This is a genomic window from Gulosibacter sediminis (genome assembly GCF_030011715.1).
Lineage (GTDB): Bacteria > Actinomycetota > Actinomycetes > Actinomycetales > Microbacteriaceae > Gulosibacter > Gulosibacter sediminis.
Genome location: NZ_JASCYH010000001.1, coordinates 25,203 through 41,759, shown reverse-complemented (window position 1 = coordinate 41,759; position 16,557 = coordinate 25,203). Strand labels below are relative to the sequence as shown.

General features: G+C 65.7%; 18 protein-coding genes and 1 other RNA gene. 4 read left to right on the top strand and 15 right to left on the bottom strand.

Translation table 11 applies throughout. The features are described from left to right. Both rsgA and QM019_RS00250 read left to right on the top strand, forming a co-directional pair. Window positions 1-1,065 (top strand): ribosome small subunit-dependent GTPase A, encoded by a 1,065-nt coding sequence (gene rsgA, locus QM019_RS00255; RefSeq protein WP_282851424.1) that lies wholly within the window; start codon window positions 1-3, stop codon window positions 1,063-1,065. A gap of 29 nt (window positions 1,066-1,094) precedes the next feature. Then, window positions 1,095-1,907, top strand: coding sequence for an inositol monophosphatase family protein (locus tag QM019_RS00250; RefSeq protein WP_282825877.1), 813 nt, complete (start codon window positions 1,095-1,097; stop codon window positions 1,905-1,907). Here QM019_RS00250 and QM019_RS00245 read toward each other — a convergent pair. Continuing rightward, window positions 1,904-3,349, bottom strand: a complete 1,446-nt coding sequence (locus QM019_RS00245; RefSeq protein WP_282851423.1) for an MFS transporter — start codon at window positions 3,347-3,349, stop codon at window positions 1,904-1,906. The genes QM019_RS00250 and QM019_RS00245 overlap by 4 nt on opposite strands. Before the next feature lie 141 nt (window positions 3,350-3,490). Here QM019_RS00245 and QM019_RS00240 point away from each other — a divergent pair, with 141 nt between their 5' ends. Further along, window positions 3,491-4,714 carry a cobalamin-independent methionine synthase II family protein gene (locus tag QM019_RS00240; RefSeq protein ID WP_282851540.1) on the top strand — a complete coding sequence of 408 codons (1,224 nt, stop codon included), beginning with the start codon at window positions 3,491-3,493 and terminating at the stop codon, window positions 4,712-4,714. A 12-nt stretch (window positions 4,715-4,726) separates the two neighbouring features. Here the strand turns inward: QM019_RS00240 and aroQ are convergent, their stop codons facing one another. Next, a complete protein-coding gene (gene aroQ, locus QM019_RS00235; protein WP_345957383.1) occupies window positions 4,727-5,254 on the bottom strand; it encodes a type II 3-dehydroquinate dehydratase in 528 nt (175 codons plus the stop codon). A gap of 118 nt (window positions 5,255-5,372) precedes the next feature. Next, window positions 5,373-5,742, bottom strand: a transfer-messenger RNA (tmRNA) gene (gene ssrA / locus QM019_RS00230). Window positions 5,743-5,889: 147 nt separating this feature from the next. Here ssrA and QM019_RS00225 point away from each other — a divergent pair. Beyond that, on the top strand, window positions 5,890-7,740 hold the full coding sequence (locus tag QM019_RS00225; protein WP_282851422.1) for a hypothetical protein: 1,851 nt from the start codon (window positions 5,890-5,892) through the stop codon (window positions 7,738-7,740). Between the two features lie 88 nt (window positions 7,741-7,828). Here QM019_RS00225 and smpB read toward each other — a convergent pair whose 3' ends face one another. The 12 genes from smpB to QM019_RS00165 all read right to left on the bottom strand — a co-directional run bounded on the left by smpB (window position 7,829) and on the right by QM019_RS00165 (window position 16,535). After that, entirely contained in the window at window positions 7,829-8,314 is a 486-nt protein-coding gene (gene smpB, locus QM019_RS00220; protein ID WP_125106109.1) for an SsrA-binding protein SmpB, read from the bottom strand. 82 nt (window positions 8,315-8,396) lie between these two features. Further along, window positions 8,397-9,311 carry a permease-like cell division protein FtsX gene (gene ftsX, locus QM019_RS00215; RefSeq protein WP_193128764.1) on the bottom strand — a complete coding sequence of 305 codons (915 nt, stop codon included), beginning with the start codon at window positions 9,309-9,311 and terminating at the stop codon, window positions 8,397-8,399. Further along, window positions 9,311-10,213: a cell division ATP-binding protein FtsE gene (gene ftsE, locus QM019_RS00210; RefSeq protein WP_282851421.1), complete on the bottom strand. Its 903-nt coding sequence runs from the start codon at window positions 10,211-10,213 to the stop codon at window positions 9,311-9,313. The genes ftsX and ftsE overlap by 1 nt, the downstream gene beginning before the upstream one ends. A gap of 51 nt (window positions 10,214-10,264) precedes the next feature. Next, the gene (locus tag QM019_RS00205) at window positions 10,265-10,375 is read right to left on the bottom strand and encodes a methionine/alanine import family NSS transporter small subunit (protein WP_193128762.1); all 111 of its coding nucleotides are present in this window, start codon (window positions 10,373-10,375) and stop codon (window positions 10,265-10,267) included. After that, window positions 10,372-12,000, bottom strand: a complete 1,629-nt coding sequence (locus tag QM019_RS00200) for a sodium-dependent transporter (protein ID WP_428831938.1) — start codon at window positions 11,998-12,000, stop codon at window positions 10,372-10,374. The genes QM019_RS00205 and QM019_RS00200 overlap by 4 nt, the downstream gene beginning before the upstream one ends. Before the next feature lie 53 nt (window positions 12,001-12,053). Beyond that, complete coding sequence (prfB, locus tag QM019_RS00195) at window positions 12,054-13,169, bottom strand: peptide chain release factor 2 (RefSeq protein ID WP_282851419.1); 1,116 nt, start codon at window positions 13,167-13,169, stop codon at window positions 12,054-12,056. Window positions 13,170-13,201: 32 nt separating this feature from the next. Continuing rightward, window positions 13,202-13,870, bottom strand: a complete 669-nt coding sequence (locus QM019_RS00190; RefSeq protein ID WP_282851418.1) for a FadR/GntR family transcriptional regulator — start codon at window positions 13,868-13,870, stop codon at window positions 13,202-13,204. 8 nt (window positions 13,871-13,878) lie between these two features. Continuing rightward, complete coding sequence (locus tag QM019_RS00185; protein ID WP_282851417.1) at window positions 13,879-15,015, bottom strand: L-talarate/galactarate dehydratase; 1,137 nt, start codon at window positions 15,013-15,015, stop codon at window positions 13,879-13,881. Between the two features lie 106 nt (window positions 15,016-15,121). Next, complete coding sequence (locus QM019_RS00180) at window positions 15,122-15,547, bottom strand: pilus assembly protein TadG-related protein (protein WP_125106117.1); 426 nt, start codon at window positions 15,545-15,547, stop codon at window positions 15,122-15,124. After that, window positions 15,547-16,005, bottom strand: a complete 459-nt coding sequence (locus QM019_RS00175; protein ID WP_282851416.1) for a TadE/TadG family type IV pilus assembly protein — start codon at window positions 16,003-16,005, stop codon at window positions 15,547-15,549. Before QM019_RS00175 ends, QM019_RS00180 begins: the two co-directional genes overlap by 1 nt. Next, complete coding sequence (locus QM019_RS00170; RefSeq protein ID WP_282851415.1) at window positions 15,989-16,366, bottom strand: TadE/TadG family type IV pilus assembly protein; 378 nt, start codon at window positions 16,364-16,366, stop codon at window positions 15,989-15,991. Before QM019_RS00170 ends, QM019_RS00175 begins: the two co-directional genes overlap by 17 nt. Continuing rightward, window positions 16,335-16,535 carry a hypothetical protein gene (locus tag QM019_RS00165; protein WP_125106120.1) on the bottom strand — a complete coding sequence of 67 codons (201 nt, stop codon included), beginning with the start codon at window positions 16,533-16,535 and terminating at the stop codon, window positions 16,335-16,337. The genes QM019_RS00170 and QM019_RS00165 overlap by 32 nt, the downstream gene beginning before the upstream one ends. Between the last annotated feature and the right edge of the window lie 22 nt (window positions 16,536-16,557).

Here is a 16,557-nt window from a genome sequence, read left to right as displayed (position 1 = left end):
GTGGGGTGGGACCGCACCGACGCATTCGACGCGTACGGCGATTTCGATGAGGACCGCGTTCGTGTGCGCGCCCCACGCCGGGGCTCGCGGCCCCGCACCAAGCAGCGCCCCAGCCACGAGGATGCGGTGCCCGGTTTCGTCACGACAGTGAACCGGGGGCGCTATACCTGCCTCGTCGGCGAAGGCGCGCCCGTGATCGCGGGGATACCCGAAGGCGCAGCACACAGCGTGGTCGCGACCACTGCGCGCGAACTCGGCAAGAAGTCGGTCGTTGTTGGCGATACGGTTTGGCTCGTCGGCGACGTCACCGGCGGCGACGGTTCGCTCGCGAGGATCATCCGGGTCGAGGGCCGCCGCACCCTACTGCGTCGCTCGGCCGACGACTCTGACACCGTCGAACGCATCATCGTCGCGAACGCCGAGCAACTCTGCGTCGTGGTCGCGGCCGCGAATCCTGAACCCCGTCCTCGGCTCATCGACCGCTACCTCGTGGCCGCCTTCGACGCCGGTATCTCACCGCTCCTCATGATCACGAAGACCGACCTGGCCGACCCCGAGGCGGTGCGCGAACTCGTCGCGCCGCTCGATGTGCCGGTGTTTACCTCGGCGCTCGGCGAGCCACCCCACGAGGAGTTCCTCGCTTCGCTCGCCGACCGCGTCACCGTCATGGTCGGACACTCCGGCGTCGGCAAATCGACCCTCGTCAACGCCATTTCGCCCGACGCCCAGCGCGCGACTGGGCACGTTAACGAAGTCACCGGGCGCGGCCGACACACGAGTTCGTCGTCGCTCGCCCTGCCCGTCGTCCCCTCCGGCTGGATCATCGATACCCCCGGCGTTCGCTCGTTCGGGCTCGGGCACGTCTCCCCCAACGCGGTGTTCGCACCGTTCGGAGAGCTCGCGGAGATCGTCGCCGAGTGCCCCCGCGGATGCACGCATCTCGAGGATGCCCCCGACTGCGAGCTCGATGCCGCGGCCGAACGGGGCGAGCTTGATGCGCTCGGCCGGGCACGCGTGGCCTCGCTGCGCCGACTCATTGTCTCGATGAGCGCGTCCGAGGGCTAAGTTCGCGGGCGTGCTGCGATAATCCAGCTATGGCCCTCGAACTGCTGCATCCCATCACCGCCGATCTTCGCCTTGCCCGGCAGCTCGCCGATCTCGCGGACGAGATCTCGATGCGGTACTTCACGGCACGCGACCTCGGCGTGTATGTGAAGGAGGACCGCACCCACGTCACCGATGGCGACCGCGCCGTCGAGCGGGCCATCCGCCAACGTCTCGAGCAGGAACGCCCGAGCGACTCAGTCTTCGGCGAGGAATACGGCACGCAGGGCACCTCTCGCCGGCAATGGATCATCGACCCGATTGACGGCACCGCAAACTTCATGCGCGGCGTACCAATCTGGGCCACCCTGATCTCACTTGTCATCGATGGCCGCCCCGAAGTCGGCGTCGTGTCGGCCCCCGCGCTCAACCGCCGCTGGTGGGGTGCTACCGGGCTCGGCGCCTACCTTGACGATGACCTCGCCGACTCGAACACCGCGACCGACCGCCGCATCGAGGTCTCGGGCGTCGAGTCGTTCGATAAGGCACAGATTAGCTACGGATCACTCAAGTACTGGCAGGAGGAGGCCTCAGTCGAGCCGATTCTCGAGCTCAACAAGCGCGCGTGGCGCTCGCGCACGATCGGTGACTTCTGGCCGTACATGCTCGTGGCCGAGGGCGCGTTCGACCTCGCGTGTGAAGTCGGCCTGCAGCCCTACGACCTGGCCGCGCTGGTGCCGATTATCGAAGAGGCGGGCGGCACGTTCACGGCCATCGACGGCGCCGAAGGCCCCTGGCACGGCACGGCCCTTGCAACGAATGGCCTGCTCCACGAAGCGGCGCTCGCGCTGTTCAGGAGCTAGCCGAGGTCTCTCGCCGTACGCGCGGAACGTCGCTGAGCGGCGAAGTCGAGGGCGGCGATGATCACGGCGACCACGCCGACGGCGATCACGAAGACCATGGCCCACGCGAACGCCGCGCGAAACGCGGTTTCGGTGCCCTCGTTCGAGAGGGCGAAGTAGATCGAGGTGCCGATCGCGATGCCCATTGCGTTGCCGAGTCGCTGGCCCACCTGCATGAACGAGCCGGCGACGCCGGCCGACTCGAGCGGCACATCCTTCACCGTACGCAGTTGATTCGCGGGCATCACTATGCCGGGCGCAACCCCCGCGAAGGCGAGCACGATCGCCATCAGGATGGGCATGGCGGCGCCGTCGGCGAAGGCACCGAGCAACGCGAGCGCGACCAATGCGAGCGTGAACAGCGACGCGCCGATCAACACCATCGAGGCCGCGTGACGATAGGTGTAGCGGCCCGCGATGGCCGAGACGATCGCCGAGATGATCGCATAGGGAATCGTGATCATGCCGACGATGACCGCTTCATGGCCGAGGCCCTGCTGATTGAACAGGGTCATCAGGAAGAACATCGGCGGCATGATCGCGAAGAACAACGACGTAAAAATGACCCCGTACCGGTACGAGGGATGCTGGAACAGGGTGAAGTCGATGACCGGGCTCTTGCCCTCCCGCACGTAGCGGCGCTCCCACAGGTAGAACGCGACGGCAAACACGACTGCGCCGAGCAGCATCCACCATCGTGCCGGGCTGTCGGCCGAGGTGCCGGTCGTCAGCACGAACGGCAGCATGATGAGCAATACCGTTCCGGCCATGAGGAACACGCCGGGGAGGTCGAGGTCGTTGCTGGCGTTGTGACGCTGGCGCCCCGGCAGCAGCCAGATCGCGAACGGCAAGATGATGAGGCCGATCGGCACGTTCATGCCGAAGATCCAGCGCCAACCCCACTCGTCGCCGAACGCACCGATGAACAGGCCACCGATAGTCGGGCCGAATGCCGTGCCGAGGCCGATCGCTGCGCCGAAAATACCGAACGCCGACCCGCGCTCCTTGCCCTGAAATAGGTTCTGGATGAGACCAATCACCTGCGGCATGAGGATGCCCGCGGCCACACCCTGCAGCAGTCGCGAGAGCACGAGGATGCCGGACGACGGCGCGAGCATGCACGCGAGGCTCGCGGTGACGTAGACCGACAGCCCGATGACGAACATCGCCTTGCGGTTCCAGATGTCGCCGAGGCGACCCGCTGGCACGAGGCAAATGCCGAACGCAAGGATGTACCCGGCGACGATCAGCTGCGCCTCGGACGACGAGGCGCCGAGCGTTGTCTCGATCGGCGCGATCGCGACGTTGACCTTCGCGAGGTCGAGGATCGTCGCGATCGCGACGGCGATGCAGACGATGAAGGCGGGCCAGCGGTTCTGCTGCGTCGTACGGGTTTCTTGCACCTGTGCAGTCTAGGCCGCCGCGGCGACGCCCTAGGACATCCGGCGAAGCAAACGAAGCGCGTTGTGGAATGTGACCGAGTTTGACAGCGTGGCCGGCGGCTCAGGCGGCGGACGATACGGTGAACAAACCAAGACTGAAGGATAGCTGTGTCGACCGAACGGATCCGCACGAGCCACGTTGGCTCGCTCCCCCGCACCAAGCGCCTGCTCGAAACCAACGCGCGCCACCAGGAAGGCGCCCTCAGCTGGGACGAGTTCACCGGTGTTCTGCACGAAGAGGTCGTTGCCGTCGTCCAGCGCCAGATCGACACTGGGATCGACATCGTCAACGATGGCGAGTACGGCCACCTCATGACCCAGTCGGTCGACTACGGCGGGTGGTGGAACTACTCGTTCACGCGCCTCGCGGGTCTCACCCCGAGCACGGCCGGCGACCGCTGGGACGAGAACGGCGAGGTCATCACGTCGGAGCCCGGCAAGGTTCGCCTCGCCGACTTCGCTCACCGTCGTGACCGCACGCTGTTCCACGATGCCTACCTCGACCCTGAGAACGGCGTGCTCGCGGGGCGATCGAAGGCCACGCCGCCGGCGATCACCTCCGAACTACGCTACATCGGCCAGGACGCGGTGGCGGCCGACGTCACCGGCCTCCGCTCCGCACTCGACGAGCTTGGCGCCGCCAATGACGGTTTCGTCGCCGCGCTCTCGCCCGGCTCGGCAGCCCGACTCAAGAACACGTTCTATGAGACCGACGAGGACGTCGTGTGGGCCAGCGCCGAGGCGCTGAAGGAGGAGTACAAGGCGATCGTCGACGCCGGATTCATCGTGCAAATCGACGACCCGTCGATCGCCGAGAGCTGGGACCAGGTCGTGCCCGAGCCGACGGTCGAGGACTACCTTGCCTTCACACAGGTTCGCGTTGATGCCCTGAACCACGCGCTCGAGGGGCTGCCCGCGGACCGCGTTCGCTTCCACCTCTGCTGGGGCTCGTGGCACGGTCCGCACACGACCGACATCGAGTTCCGCCACCTCATCGACCAGATGCTGACGATCAACGCGGGCACCTACTCCTTCGAGGCGGCCAACGTTCGCCACGCGCACGAGTGGAAGCTGTGGCGCGACGTGAAGCTCCCTGCCGGCAAGCAGATCGTGCCCGGCGTGGTCTCGCACTCGACGAACGTAGTCGAGCACCCGGAACTCGTGGCCGACCGCATTGAGAACTTCGCGTCGGTCGTTGGCGCCGAGAACATCATCGCGTCGACCGATTGTGGCTTCGGCGGCCGCATCCATCCCGACATCGCGTGGGCGAAGCTCGAGTCGCTGACCGCGGGCGCGCAGCTCGCGTCGCAACGACTGTTCGGCTAGTCGCGCCAGGCGCTATGCCGACGGGTTCTTGTCCTCAAAGGTAATATCGCGCAAGTCCTTGATTCGATCGAACGGCAGCCCGTTCGATCGGGTCGAGGGCTTGCTGCGTTTCTGGTGCTGCTCAACAAGGTATTCGATGGCGAGCTCGTAGCCGAGCGTTCCCGCACCCGCGATCACCGCATCCGCCTGGGGCGACACATATGAGGTGTGCCGGAAGGGCTCGCGACGGTGCACATTCGAGATGTGCACCTCGACGGTCGCCGTCTCGGCGTACTCCAGCGCGTCGTGGATCGCCACCGACGTGTGCGTGTAGGCCCCGGCGTTGAGCACGATGCCCTCGGCGTCAGTACGGGCGCGTTGGATCAGTTCGATGAGCTCGCCCTCGTGATTCGTCTGGTAGCACTCGACCGTCGCGCCGTGCTCCGCTGCCCGGCGCGCGCACCGCGACTCGACGTCAGCGAGGGTTTCGGTACCGTAGACCTCGGGGTTGCGGCTGCCCAGCGTGTTGAGGTTGGGGCCGTTGAGAACAAAGATGCGCATGCTCGCAGTGTAGGCGCGCATCGACGAGCGCCAGGCTCGGCGAGCGGTATGGCGCCCGACCCATCGAAAAAGTCCCGAGCCGCATCGGTGTCAGTGACACCGATGCGGCTCGGGACAATCGTGGAGGTGGAGGGAATTGAACCCTCGTCCATCGCGACGAGTCTGCGGCTTCTCCGGGTGCAGTTTGCCAAACGTTTTACTTGGTCCCGACCATTGGGGCAAACACCTTGGTCGACGGACCCAGTCACAGTTAGAGTCCCACGAAACCCTGCAACACAGTTTCGTAGCAAGCGTTCAAAATGACGTCAGGATCTAGGTCGAACGCAAACCTAGGCTGACGGACTCGAGCTCGCTACTTAGGCAGCGAGGGCGAAGTCAGTGCGCTTGTTATTGGCACTTATGTTTTGCGAGGGGCGTTTACGAGATAACCCCGCGTCCTCGACCCGCTTCACGCAGTTTCCCCAACGATGTCGAAACCGATCACCCCCGAGACTGCGAAGCTCGTGCATCGCTATTGAGTTGTACCCGATGAAACACCGGGACGTTCGAGTATATTCCATTTCGGCGTGCAACCCAAGCCTGATTTCTGCTGCGCCCCGCGTCATTTCGCCCACCGACTCCGTATTGTTAGGTCTATGAGTTGGAACGATGGCAGCGCCGGCCCGTTCGGCCGCAACAATGACGACAACAGGCCCGAGAACGAGCCTGAGCACAACCCCACGGCGGGTGCGGGTGCGAACGACGACGCGTCGTCGACCCCGGCGATGCCCGACCTTCCCCCGCTGCCGCCGCTCGACACCCCCGAGTCGGATGCGGCGAGCGGCCCGAGCGCCGAGCCCCAGGCCCCCGCGGGCAACGACACTTCACAGACCGAGTCTTCGGGCGGCTGGTCTGCCTTCGCCCCACCCGCGTTCGGCGCGAGCTCGAGCGACTCGACCGCATCCGCCGACGCACCCGCGTCGCCCTCGTTCGTCGCCTCGCCGAGCGAAGCAGACGAGAACGCGAGCGACGGCTCGTTCGCCGCGGCGCTCGGCGCGGATGGCGATGCCCACGCCGCACGCGAGGAAGCCGCGCACGACGAGCGCGCAACCCAGGCATACCCGACCGCGGGATTCCCGGCCGACGTCGCGGACGATGCCCCCACAACTCCGTACGAGCGCGAGGCCCTGAACGAGGGCGCGAGCTCGTCGCCTGACTCACAGCCAACGCAGGCGTACACCATGCCGTCGTTCCAGACCGAGGCACCCGCAACCCAGTCGTTCGGGGCGCCGCCCGCCGCGTTCCCCGGTGACTCACGCAACGGTTCCAGCTCCGACTACGGTGCTCCTACGGCTGGGCCGGGTGGCCCAGGTGGCCCAGGTAGCCCAGGCGGCCCAGGCAGCAATGAGCCGCCCCGCTCCGAGCCGAAGAAAAGGAAGCCGTGGTTCCGCCGCACCGGCTTCATCGTGACCGCCATCGTCGCCGTCATCGTCATCGCCGCCGCCGCGATCGGCATCCCGTGGTTCATCCACAATCAGAACGTGCAGCGCGGCGACGACCTCGCCGCCACGTTCCAGCAGGAGTTGAAGGACTACAACGCCGCTTGGAACGCCGAGAACCTCGCGGCTGTGACCGCGCCCGAGATCTCCTCGGTACTGTCGGCCTCGAGCCAGACGTTCTTTGACCTCACCACCGACGGCATCGACTCGCTGAGTTCGGCGTGCGGCGACATCGCGGGCGGCCAGGACACGCGCCAGCACCTCGCCGACACCACGGTTCCGGAGCTTCCTGCCGATGAGGGTGCCGAGGCATCCGAGGCATATCAGCAAGCGCAGGCCGATGCCGACGCGCTTGCCTCCTCGCGAGACGCGGCCGAGACCTTCCTCACACAGTCGGACGCCTACCTCGCGGCGCAGCAGCAAGTCTGCGACTCGCTGCCCGCCTACGCGGAGCTGCAGCAGAACTACCGCGACGACCTCAACACGACGATGCCGGACGCCTACGTCATCGAGAACGGTGGCGAAATCACGACGAACGACGGCGCGATCTACTTCCCGTGCTCGAACGCGTCGGGTTGCCCCGACCTCTATAACGACGACACGCGCGAAACCTTCGCGGCGGCCTACGAGTCGACCTACGTCGACTACTACGCCGGGCTCGCGAAGCAGTACAGCGAGAACTGCTTCCTCGACGCATTCCAGTCGGTCTGCGATGTCGCGGCGACGGAGTACCAGAACGCCGCCGACGCGAACCAGGCGGTCGTCGACCACCTGCGCAACACGGCCCCCACGGTTGAGGTTGGGCAGACGCTCTACCCCGACCTCGATGGCCTGATCCAGGATGCGCAGTCGGCCGAGGACACGGCGGCTACCGCCGTGCTCACCGAATGGCAGTCGATCGAGCCGAACGTCGGTTCCTCGCTCACCCGCACCGGTTCCTCGATCGCGACCTACCTCGATGGCCTGAAGAGCGACGCCGACTCGACGGCGAGCGCGATTATCGGCTAATCGAACCTCCAGCCCAATGGAGGAGGGTCCCGCACCAATCGGTGCGGGACCCTCCTCCATTGTCGAGAGCGATCTGCCGGCCGCGGGCCTAGCCCTCGCCCACGTAGCCGCGGGATCGCATGGCGCGACGCGCCTCAAGGCTGTCCTGTCGCTCACGGAGCGCCTGCCGCTTGTCGAACTCGCGCTTCCCCTTGGCGACCGCGATCTCAACCTTCGCGCGGCCGTCAACAAAGTACAGCTGCAACGGCACGATCGTGTAGCCGCCCTCGCGGGTCTTGCCGGAGATCTTGCGAATCTCGTCGCGGTGCAGCAGCAGCTTGCGCTTGCGGCGCGGCGCGTGGTTGTTCCACGTGCCCTGGAAGTACTCGGGGATGAAGACCGCCTCGAGCCACATCTCGCCGTTCTCGACGTGCGCGAAGCCGTCGACAAGTGACGCGCGGCCTTGCCGCAGGGCCTTAACCTCGGTGCCGGTCAGCACCATGCCTGCTTCGTAGGTGTCTTCGATGTTGTAGTCGTGCCGCGCCTTGCGGTTCGACGCCACGACCTGACGACCATCGTCTTGCTTCTTCGCCATCGCGTCCTCCTCCGCCGGCTCGTCGCTGTTCCGGGCAAAGTCTTAGTCTAGGGCCTTGCCACGGATGCGATCAACCGGTCCGCTAGACGCGAAGGTAGCGGCGAATCGACATACTCGAGGCGAGCCCCGCCAAGAGGACGCCGATGGCGACGACAACGCCGGCGGAGATCGCCGCCTCCGGCCAAATCGAGACCAGCTGCATCCCCGGCATCCGGGGCTGGAGGTACCCCTGCACGAAGAAGTGCGTGCCCCCGAGCACGGCCGCTGCCGCGAACAGCGAACCGACCAGGCCGGCAAACACACCCTCGAGGATGAACGGCGCTTGAATGAAGCCGTTCGAGGCGCCAACGAGGCGCATGATGCGCAGCTCGCGTCGGCGCGAGAAGGCCGAGAGACGGATGGTCGTGGCCACGAGCAAGACGGCCGCGACGAGCATGACGAGCGCGACCGCGAACGCGGTGATGCTCGCGCCGTTGAGCACGGCGAAGATACCGTCGAGGAACTGCCGCTGGTCGGTCACCGATTCGACGCCGGGCATGCCGGTGATCGATTGGATGACGATGTCGGAGTCCTCGGGGTTGACCATGTTCACCCAGAACGCCTGGTTGAGCTGCTCGGGCGTCACGAACGAGACGAGCGGGTCGTCCTTGAACTGCTCGACGAATCGCCCATAGGCGTCGTCCTGCGACTCAAAGAAGTACTCGTTCACGTATGGCGACAGCGCGTCGCCCTGGAGTTCCGTCTCGACCGCATCGATCTGATCCTGCGTCGCGACGCCGCCGGTGCAGTTTGGTGACTGTGACTGCTCGGTGCAGAAGTCGACTGCGACCTGCGCCCGGTCGTACCAGTACGTTTTCATACTCTGGATTTGGAATTGCAGCAGGATCGCGGCGCCGACAAAGGTCAGCGAGACGAACGTGACGAGGATCACCGAGATGACCATCGAGGTGTTGCGGCGCAGGCCCTGCCACATCTCGCCCATGATGAAGCCGAACATTAGCGCTCACCCCCATTGCTCGCGGTGCCGTCGATATTGTGCTCGAGTTCTTCGCCATCGTCGTCCTCGGTGAGGCGCGAGGTGGGCGAGTCGATATCGGAGTCGGCCTGGTGGGCGCGCTGGTCTGGTTCTGCGACACGCGCCGCCATCGACTCGGCGATGGTTGGCTTGCGCTTCGTCGCCACCTCGGGCGCCTCGGGCTCTTCGTAAATGACGATCTCGGGGGTGTACACGCCGCCCGCCTCATCGCGGACGAGCTCACCATCGGCGAGTTCGAGTACCCGCTGGCGCTCCTCGTCGACGACTGACACGTCGTGCGTGGCCATCAGCACGGCGGTGCCGTTCTTATTGATTCGCCGCAGCACGCGCATGATCTCGCGCGAGGTCGCCGGGTCGAGGTTACCGGTGGGCTCGTCGGCGAGCAGGATCGCGGGCTTGTTCACCACAGCGCGGGCAATCGCGACGCGCTGCTGCTCACCGCCGGAGAGCTCGTGGGGGAAGCGATCTTCTTTGCCGGCGAGACCAACCGTGTCGAGCACATCCGCCACCGAGCGACGGATGTGGGCACGCGAACGTCCGATCACCTTCTGCGCGTACGCGACGTTCTCGTAGACCGTCTTGTTGACGAGGAGGCGAAAGTCCTGAAAAACCATGCCAACGTTGCGGCGGTAGAAGGGCACCTTGCGGTTGGAGATCTTGCTGAGATCCTGGCCGAGTACGTGCACCTGGCCGTCTGTGGGGTGCTCCTCGAGGAGCACGTGCCGCAGCACGGTGGATTTGCCAGAGCCCGACGGACCGACAAGGAAGACGAATTCGCCTCGGAGAATCTCGAAGGTCACGTCGTCGAGCGCAGCGCCGTGCTGCTCGCGGTAGACCTTGGAGACGTGATCGAATCTAATCATGACGCCCCATACGCTACGGGGCGCCGCGGCGATTAGCCGCGCGACGCGCGGTTAGTCATCACCATCTGTGCTGCGCCGGCGAAGGTTGATGAACGCAGCAACCATCCCTCCCCAGATCACGACAATTGCGACAACCATCATGACGATTGCATCGCCGTTCATGACGTGGCCTCCGTTCCGTTCGTTGCGGTCCGCTCGTCGCTTTCGCGGGCGAGTCGCGCCTCGTAAATCTCGTCAACCTCAGCATCTTCCGCCGCCTCGTCAAAGCCCGTGTCGATGCGTCTCGACCAAGGCAGGGCCGCGAGAATAATCGCGACCACGACGAGCGCGATCACCATGCCCCAGCCGAACACCGCGACGAACTCGGGCGGGTACCCGCCGTAGACACTCGAGAGGTCCTTCGTGAGCTGCGTGTAGAGCATGTAGGCGAGCGCGAGCGGCACGATCGCGCCCACGAAGAGAATCCAGACCCAGTTGGCAGGGATGCTCGAGAGCTTGGACAGGTGGCGCGAGAACAGTGGCAACTTGCCGCAGATCCAGCCAACGCAGATGATCGCCACCAACGCGGCGGCGAGGATGCCGTACTGGTTGACGAACGCGTCGAACACGTCGAGGAAGTACAGGCCGGCGGTCGTCGGGAACAGCAGCAGCGAGATGATCGCCATCGGCACGATGACCACGAGCGCGGCGACCTGGCGGGTGAGCCCGAGCTTATCGCGCACGCCGGCGACGACGACTTCGATGATCGACACCATCGACGTGAACCCGGCAAACACGAGCGAGCCGAAGAAGAGCACGCCGATGAGTGCACCAAGTGGCGCCTGCGAAATAATCGTTGGGAACGCCACGAATGCGAGGCCGATGCCCGAGGTCGCCGTCTCATCCACTGTGGTGCCGGCAGCCTGAGCCATGAAGCCGAGCGCCGCAAACACGCCGATGCCCGCGAGGATCTCGAACGCCGAGTTCGAAAAGCCCACGACAAGGCCAGATCCGGTGAGGTCGGACTTGCGCTTGAGGTAGGACGCGTAGGTAATCATGATGCCGAAGCCGACCGAGAGCGAGAAGAAGATCTGGCCCACAGCCGCGGCCCACACCTCGCCGCGCCCGAGCGCCGACCAATCTGGTGTGAACAACGCGTTGAGGCCGTCCATCGCGCCCGGGAGGAAGAGGGCCTGCACCACCATGATCACAAACATGATCACAAGCAGCGGCATGAAGATGAGGTTGGCGCCGGCGATGCCCTTGTTCACCCCGAGGAAGATGAGGATGAAGGTCACGACCCACACCATGAGCTCTGGCCAGAAGATGTGGCCGACGAACTCGCCGGTGAATGCGACCGTGTCGCTCATCTGCAAGAAGTCGTTAAAGAAGAAGCCGTTCGCGTCGTCGCCCCACGCGCCGGTGATCGAGTAGATCATGAACATCGCAGCCCAGGCCACGATGACCGCGTAGTAGAGCCCGATGATGAAGCAGATGAGCACCTGCCACCAGCCGATAGTCTCGAGCCAGCGCGAGATGCGGGCCATCGACAGCGGCGCTGAGCCGCCGTAGCGGTGCCCGATCACGTAGTCAAAGAAGAGCAGCGGGATGCCCGCGCAGACCACCGCGATGACGTACGGCACGATGAAGGCGCCGCCACCGTTCTCGTAGGCGACGTACGGGAACCGCCAGATGTTGCCGAGCCCAACGGCCGAGCCGATGGCCGCGAGGATGAACATGTTGCGCGAGCCGAAGAACTCACGCTTCTGGCGTGGCTGCGGTGTGCCTACTTCGTGGGACACGGTCATGCTCCTTTGCAGTGGCCGGCTGGCTCCTTCGAGAAACCCCGTTCGCGCCGATGCTACATGGATTCCGACTGGGTCGTCTTGCGCCAGCGAATGCCCGACGAGATGAACTCATCGAGATCGCCGCCGAACACGCGATCGGGATTGCCCGACTCGTGACCGCTGCGGAGGTCCTTCACCATCTTGTAGGGGGCGAGTACGTACGAGCGCATCTGATCGCCCCAGCTCGCGGTGATGTTGCCCGCGAGTTCCTTCTTCTTCGCTTCTTCCTCTTCGCGGCGCTGCAGCAGCAGGCGCGACTGGAGCACGCGCATCGCGGCGGCCCGGTTCTGAATCTGCGACTTCTCGTTCTGGCAGCTCACGACGATGCCCGTCGGCAGGTGCGTGATGCGCACCGCCGAGTCGGTCGTGTTGACCGACTGGCCGCCGGGGCCCGACGACCGGAACACGTCGACGCGAATGTCGTTGTCGGGAATGTCGATGTGGTCCGCCTGCTCGATCAGCGGCACGACCTCGACCGCGGCGAAGCTCGTCTCGCGCGAGCCGGCCGAATTGAACGGGCTCATCCGCACGAGGCGGTGCGTGCCCGCCTCGACCGAGAGGGTGCCGAAGGCGTACGGTTCGTCAACCTCAAACGTGGCCGACTTCACGCCGGCCTGCTCGGCGTACGAGGTGTCGAGCACGTTGACCCGATAGTCGTGCTGCTCAGCCCAGCGCGTGTACATGCGCAGCAGCATCTCGGCAAAGTCCGCGGCGTCGACGCCGCCGGCCCCGGCGCGAATCGTGATAACGGCGGGGCGAGGGTCGAACTCACCGTCGAGCAGCGTCTGCACCTCGAGGTCACCGATCACCTTCGTGATCGCTTCGAGCTCCTGCTTGGCCTCGGCCGCGGTCGCCTCGTCGTCGCCCTCGTTGGCAAGTTCGATAAGCACTTCGAGGTCGTCGAGGCGCGCCTCAATGCTCTGGATGCGCTTGAGGTCGGCCTGCGCGTGCGACAAGTCGCTCGTGACCCGCTGCGCATTCTCGACGTCGTCCCACAGGTCGGGGGCCGAGGCAACGGCCTCAAGCTCTTGCGCCCGAGCGGCGAGCGCCTCCGGGTTGAGCACCTCGGTGATCGAGGCAAACGTCGACCGCAAATCAGCGATCTCGGCGGAAAAGTCGAGATTGATCATGATCCCTCCAGCCTACTCGTGCGCGGTCGGGGTCAGGCGTCGTGTTCGCGGCGCGCGACCGAGGCAAGTAAGTGTGCCCGCATGGCCGCGTTCGCTCCCACCGCATCCTGCGCCTCGATCGCGGTGAGCACCGCGCCGTGTTCGGCGAGCATCGCCGCGGTGGCGGCACGGTCCGAATCCGTCAGGCGAGCCGGGGGCAGCACGATCGCGCGGGGCCCGAGCCGGTCGGTCGCTTCGAGCAGGAAGCGGTTGGCCCCGGCTTCGGCAACGGCCCGGTGAAAGGCGACGTCGGCCTCGACGGTGTCTGCGGGGCGGCTCGCGTCGGCGAGTCGTTCGAGCGCTCGAGCGATCGCCGCGAGCTGCCGCGCTGACGCCCGTCGCGCGGCGAGGGCTGCCGATTCGGCCTCAAGGGCGATACGGAACTCGTGCAGTTCTGCACGCTCCTCCGACCCGGATGCGGTGAGCCAGTCGGCATCGTCCGCCCGGGGCGCAGGTGGGGCCAGGGCGTAACTCCCCGACCCCACCTTGGTGTGCACGAGGCCCCGAGATTGCAGCCGGTGAACCGCCTCGCGAATCACCGTGCGGCTTGCGCCGTAGGCCTCCGTGAGGCGCTGCTCGCTCGGCAGCCGCTCCCCCGGCGCGATTTCGCCCGCAACGATTCTTGCGGCGAGGTCGTCGGCAATCTCTTCGGCTCGCGTCATGCGATTAGCTAACCACGCTCGGTGACCGTGACCGACTCGGTCACCCACGCGCGAGCCTGGTCGCTGAAGGTGATGCCGAGGCCCGGGCGCTCAGGCACGAACATGCGGCCGTCACGGGTCTCGAGGCGCTCTTCGAACAGCGGGTCGAGCCAGTCGAAGTGCTCGACCCAAGTCTCGCGGGGGTAGCACGCGGCGAGGTGCACGTGGATCTCCATCGCAAAGTGCGGTGCGATGTCGAGGCCCGCCTCGTCGGCAAGGGCGAGGATGCGCAGGAAGTTGGTGATGCCGCCGACTCGCGGGGCATCGGGCTGCAGCGTGTCGCAGCCGCACGCTGCGATGAGCTGCTTGTGGTCGCCGACCGAGGCGAGCATCTCACCGGTGGCGATCGGCGTGACGAGGGCGCGAGCAAGCTCGGCGTGGCCCTCGAAGTCGTAGGCGTCAAGCGGCTCCTCGATCCACACGAGGTTGTACTCCTCGAGCTGGCGGCCGAGGCGCATCGCCGTTGCGCGGTCCCACTGCTGGTTCGCGTCGACCATCATCGGCACGTTGGGGCCGACGTGCTCGCGCACGCGACGCACGCGCTCCATGTCCTCCTTGCGGTCGGGCAGGCCAACCTTGATCTTGATGCCGCCGATGCCGGCCTCGAGCGACTTCGACGCGTTCTCGACGACCTCGTCGATGGGCGAGCTCAGGAAGCCGCCGGAGGTGTTGTAGGTGCGCACCGAGTCGCGGTGGCTGCCGAGCAGCTTTGCGAGGGGCAGGTTTGCGCGCCGCGCCTTGAGGTCATAGAGCGCGATGTCGATCGCGGCGAGCGCCTGTGTCGCGACGCCGGCACGACCAACGGATGCGCCGGCCCAGAGCAGCTTGGTATAGAGCTTCTCGATGTCGTTCGGGTCTTCGCCGATGACGGTCGAGGCAACTTCCTTCGCGTGAGCGTACTGGGCGGGGCCGCCTGCGCGCTTCGAGTAGCTGAAGCCGTGGCCGTTGAAGCCCTGCGCGGTCTCGATTTCAGCGATAAGGAAGATGACCTCGGTCATCGGCTTCTGCCGGCCGGTGAGAACCTTCGCATCGGAAATCGGGCGTGCGAGGGGCAGTCGCAGCGTCGAGAGGGTGATCGAGGAGATGGTGTCGGGCGTGTATGTCATGGTTCCTTCACCTTTGAGGTGACCTGTCGGATCACACCCAAAGCTATCAGACAGGTTTGCGATCCGTCATACAGATTCGGCATCTATCCCAGATTGATCGTGCGAGCTACCGGAGTTCGGATACCGCGGTCGCCGTCACCGTCACCTCGATGGTCGCCGGCACGACGTCGTTGACGATCGGCGCGTACCAGGTACCGGTCACCGTGATCGCGACCGTGTCGCCGCTCACGTGCACTTGCGTGACCCGCGCATCCTCGGGTCCATAGCGGGCAACGTAGTCGGCCGCTCGCTCACGGACCTGCTCGGGATCCAGTTGCACCCGCACGCCGTCGACGTCGAGGTGGACGGAGTCGAGGTCGTAGGACTGCGCAGCGGCGAGCGCGGCCGCATCCGCGAGCTCGAGCAGCTGCTTACGTTCGAGATATAGGCTGCCAGCGGCCGCGATGACGAGCGCGACGAGGAGCGCCACGACAACATAGACGATCGCGAGCGGTGTGATCGAACCGCGGTCTTCGGCGACGTTTCGGTGCATCACTCCCCCGTCGCGAATCGCTGTTGCGGAAATGTGCTGCTCGCCTCGACGGGGATGCTGAGCAAGTCACTCGTGCCGAACATCAGTGGCAATTCGAGTTCGTAGCGCACGGTGACAGTCAGTGTCTCGCCCGCCACCGTGCAGTCCGGGGTTGGCGCACAGCGCACGTCGACCGACGCGAGTTCCGGGTCGAGCCCATGATTCTCAAGGGCGATCGTAATGTGGTGATTCGCGAGGCTGAGTTGGTCGATGCCGTCGGCCGCCAGGACGCGCGCCGCGTTCCTCGCGCCAAGTTCGCTGCCGAGCATGGCCTGTTCCGCCTGCCCAAGCGTGAGGGTGCCGTAGGCGACGGGCACGAGCAGTAACACACCTACGCCGAGAAACTCGAGGCTTGCCGAGCCCCGTTCGTCGCCGAGCCGCTGGCCGAGTCGCTGGACGAGGTCATTCCATCGGTGCATGGGCGACGACCTCCATTCCGTCCGGGAATCCGAGCAGTCCGATGAACGGCAGCGGTGCGGTGACTCGCACTTCAATGAGCCCGCCGGTCTGCGAGACGACAATGTCTTCCGCGTACGCCGCCGAAAGCGCGCTCGTGACGAGATATTCGGTGCGCTCGGCCCCGGCCGCGGGCGAGCCCTCTCGCAGCCCCGCGACCCGCGCACCTTCGGCCGCCGCATCGATGATCGTCGTGCGCACGTGCATGAAGAACGCCAACTGCAAGACGGTGAGGAAGAGCAGCGTCAGTATCCCGGCGACGAGCGACCACTCGGCCGGTGCCGCGCCCCGGTCAGAAGTTACTCGTGACGCGATTGACCGCATCTTCGAATACCTGGGTCAGGAGCGGACCAGCGAGGGCCCAGATCAGCACGACCAGCCCCGCGCTCATGATGGCGATGAGGATCCAGCCAGGTACGTCGCCGCGTTCTTCGTCGCGGGTTCGCGCGCTCACGGAGATCAGGGTGGTCTGGAGCCAGAGGAGGAGTTGCACGGGGTTCCTTTCGATGCGGTGG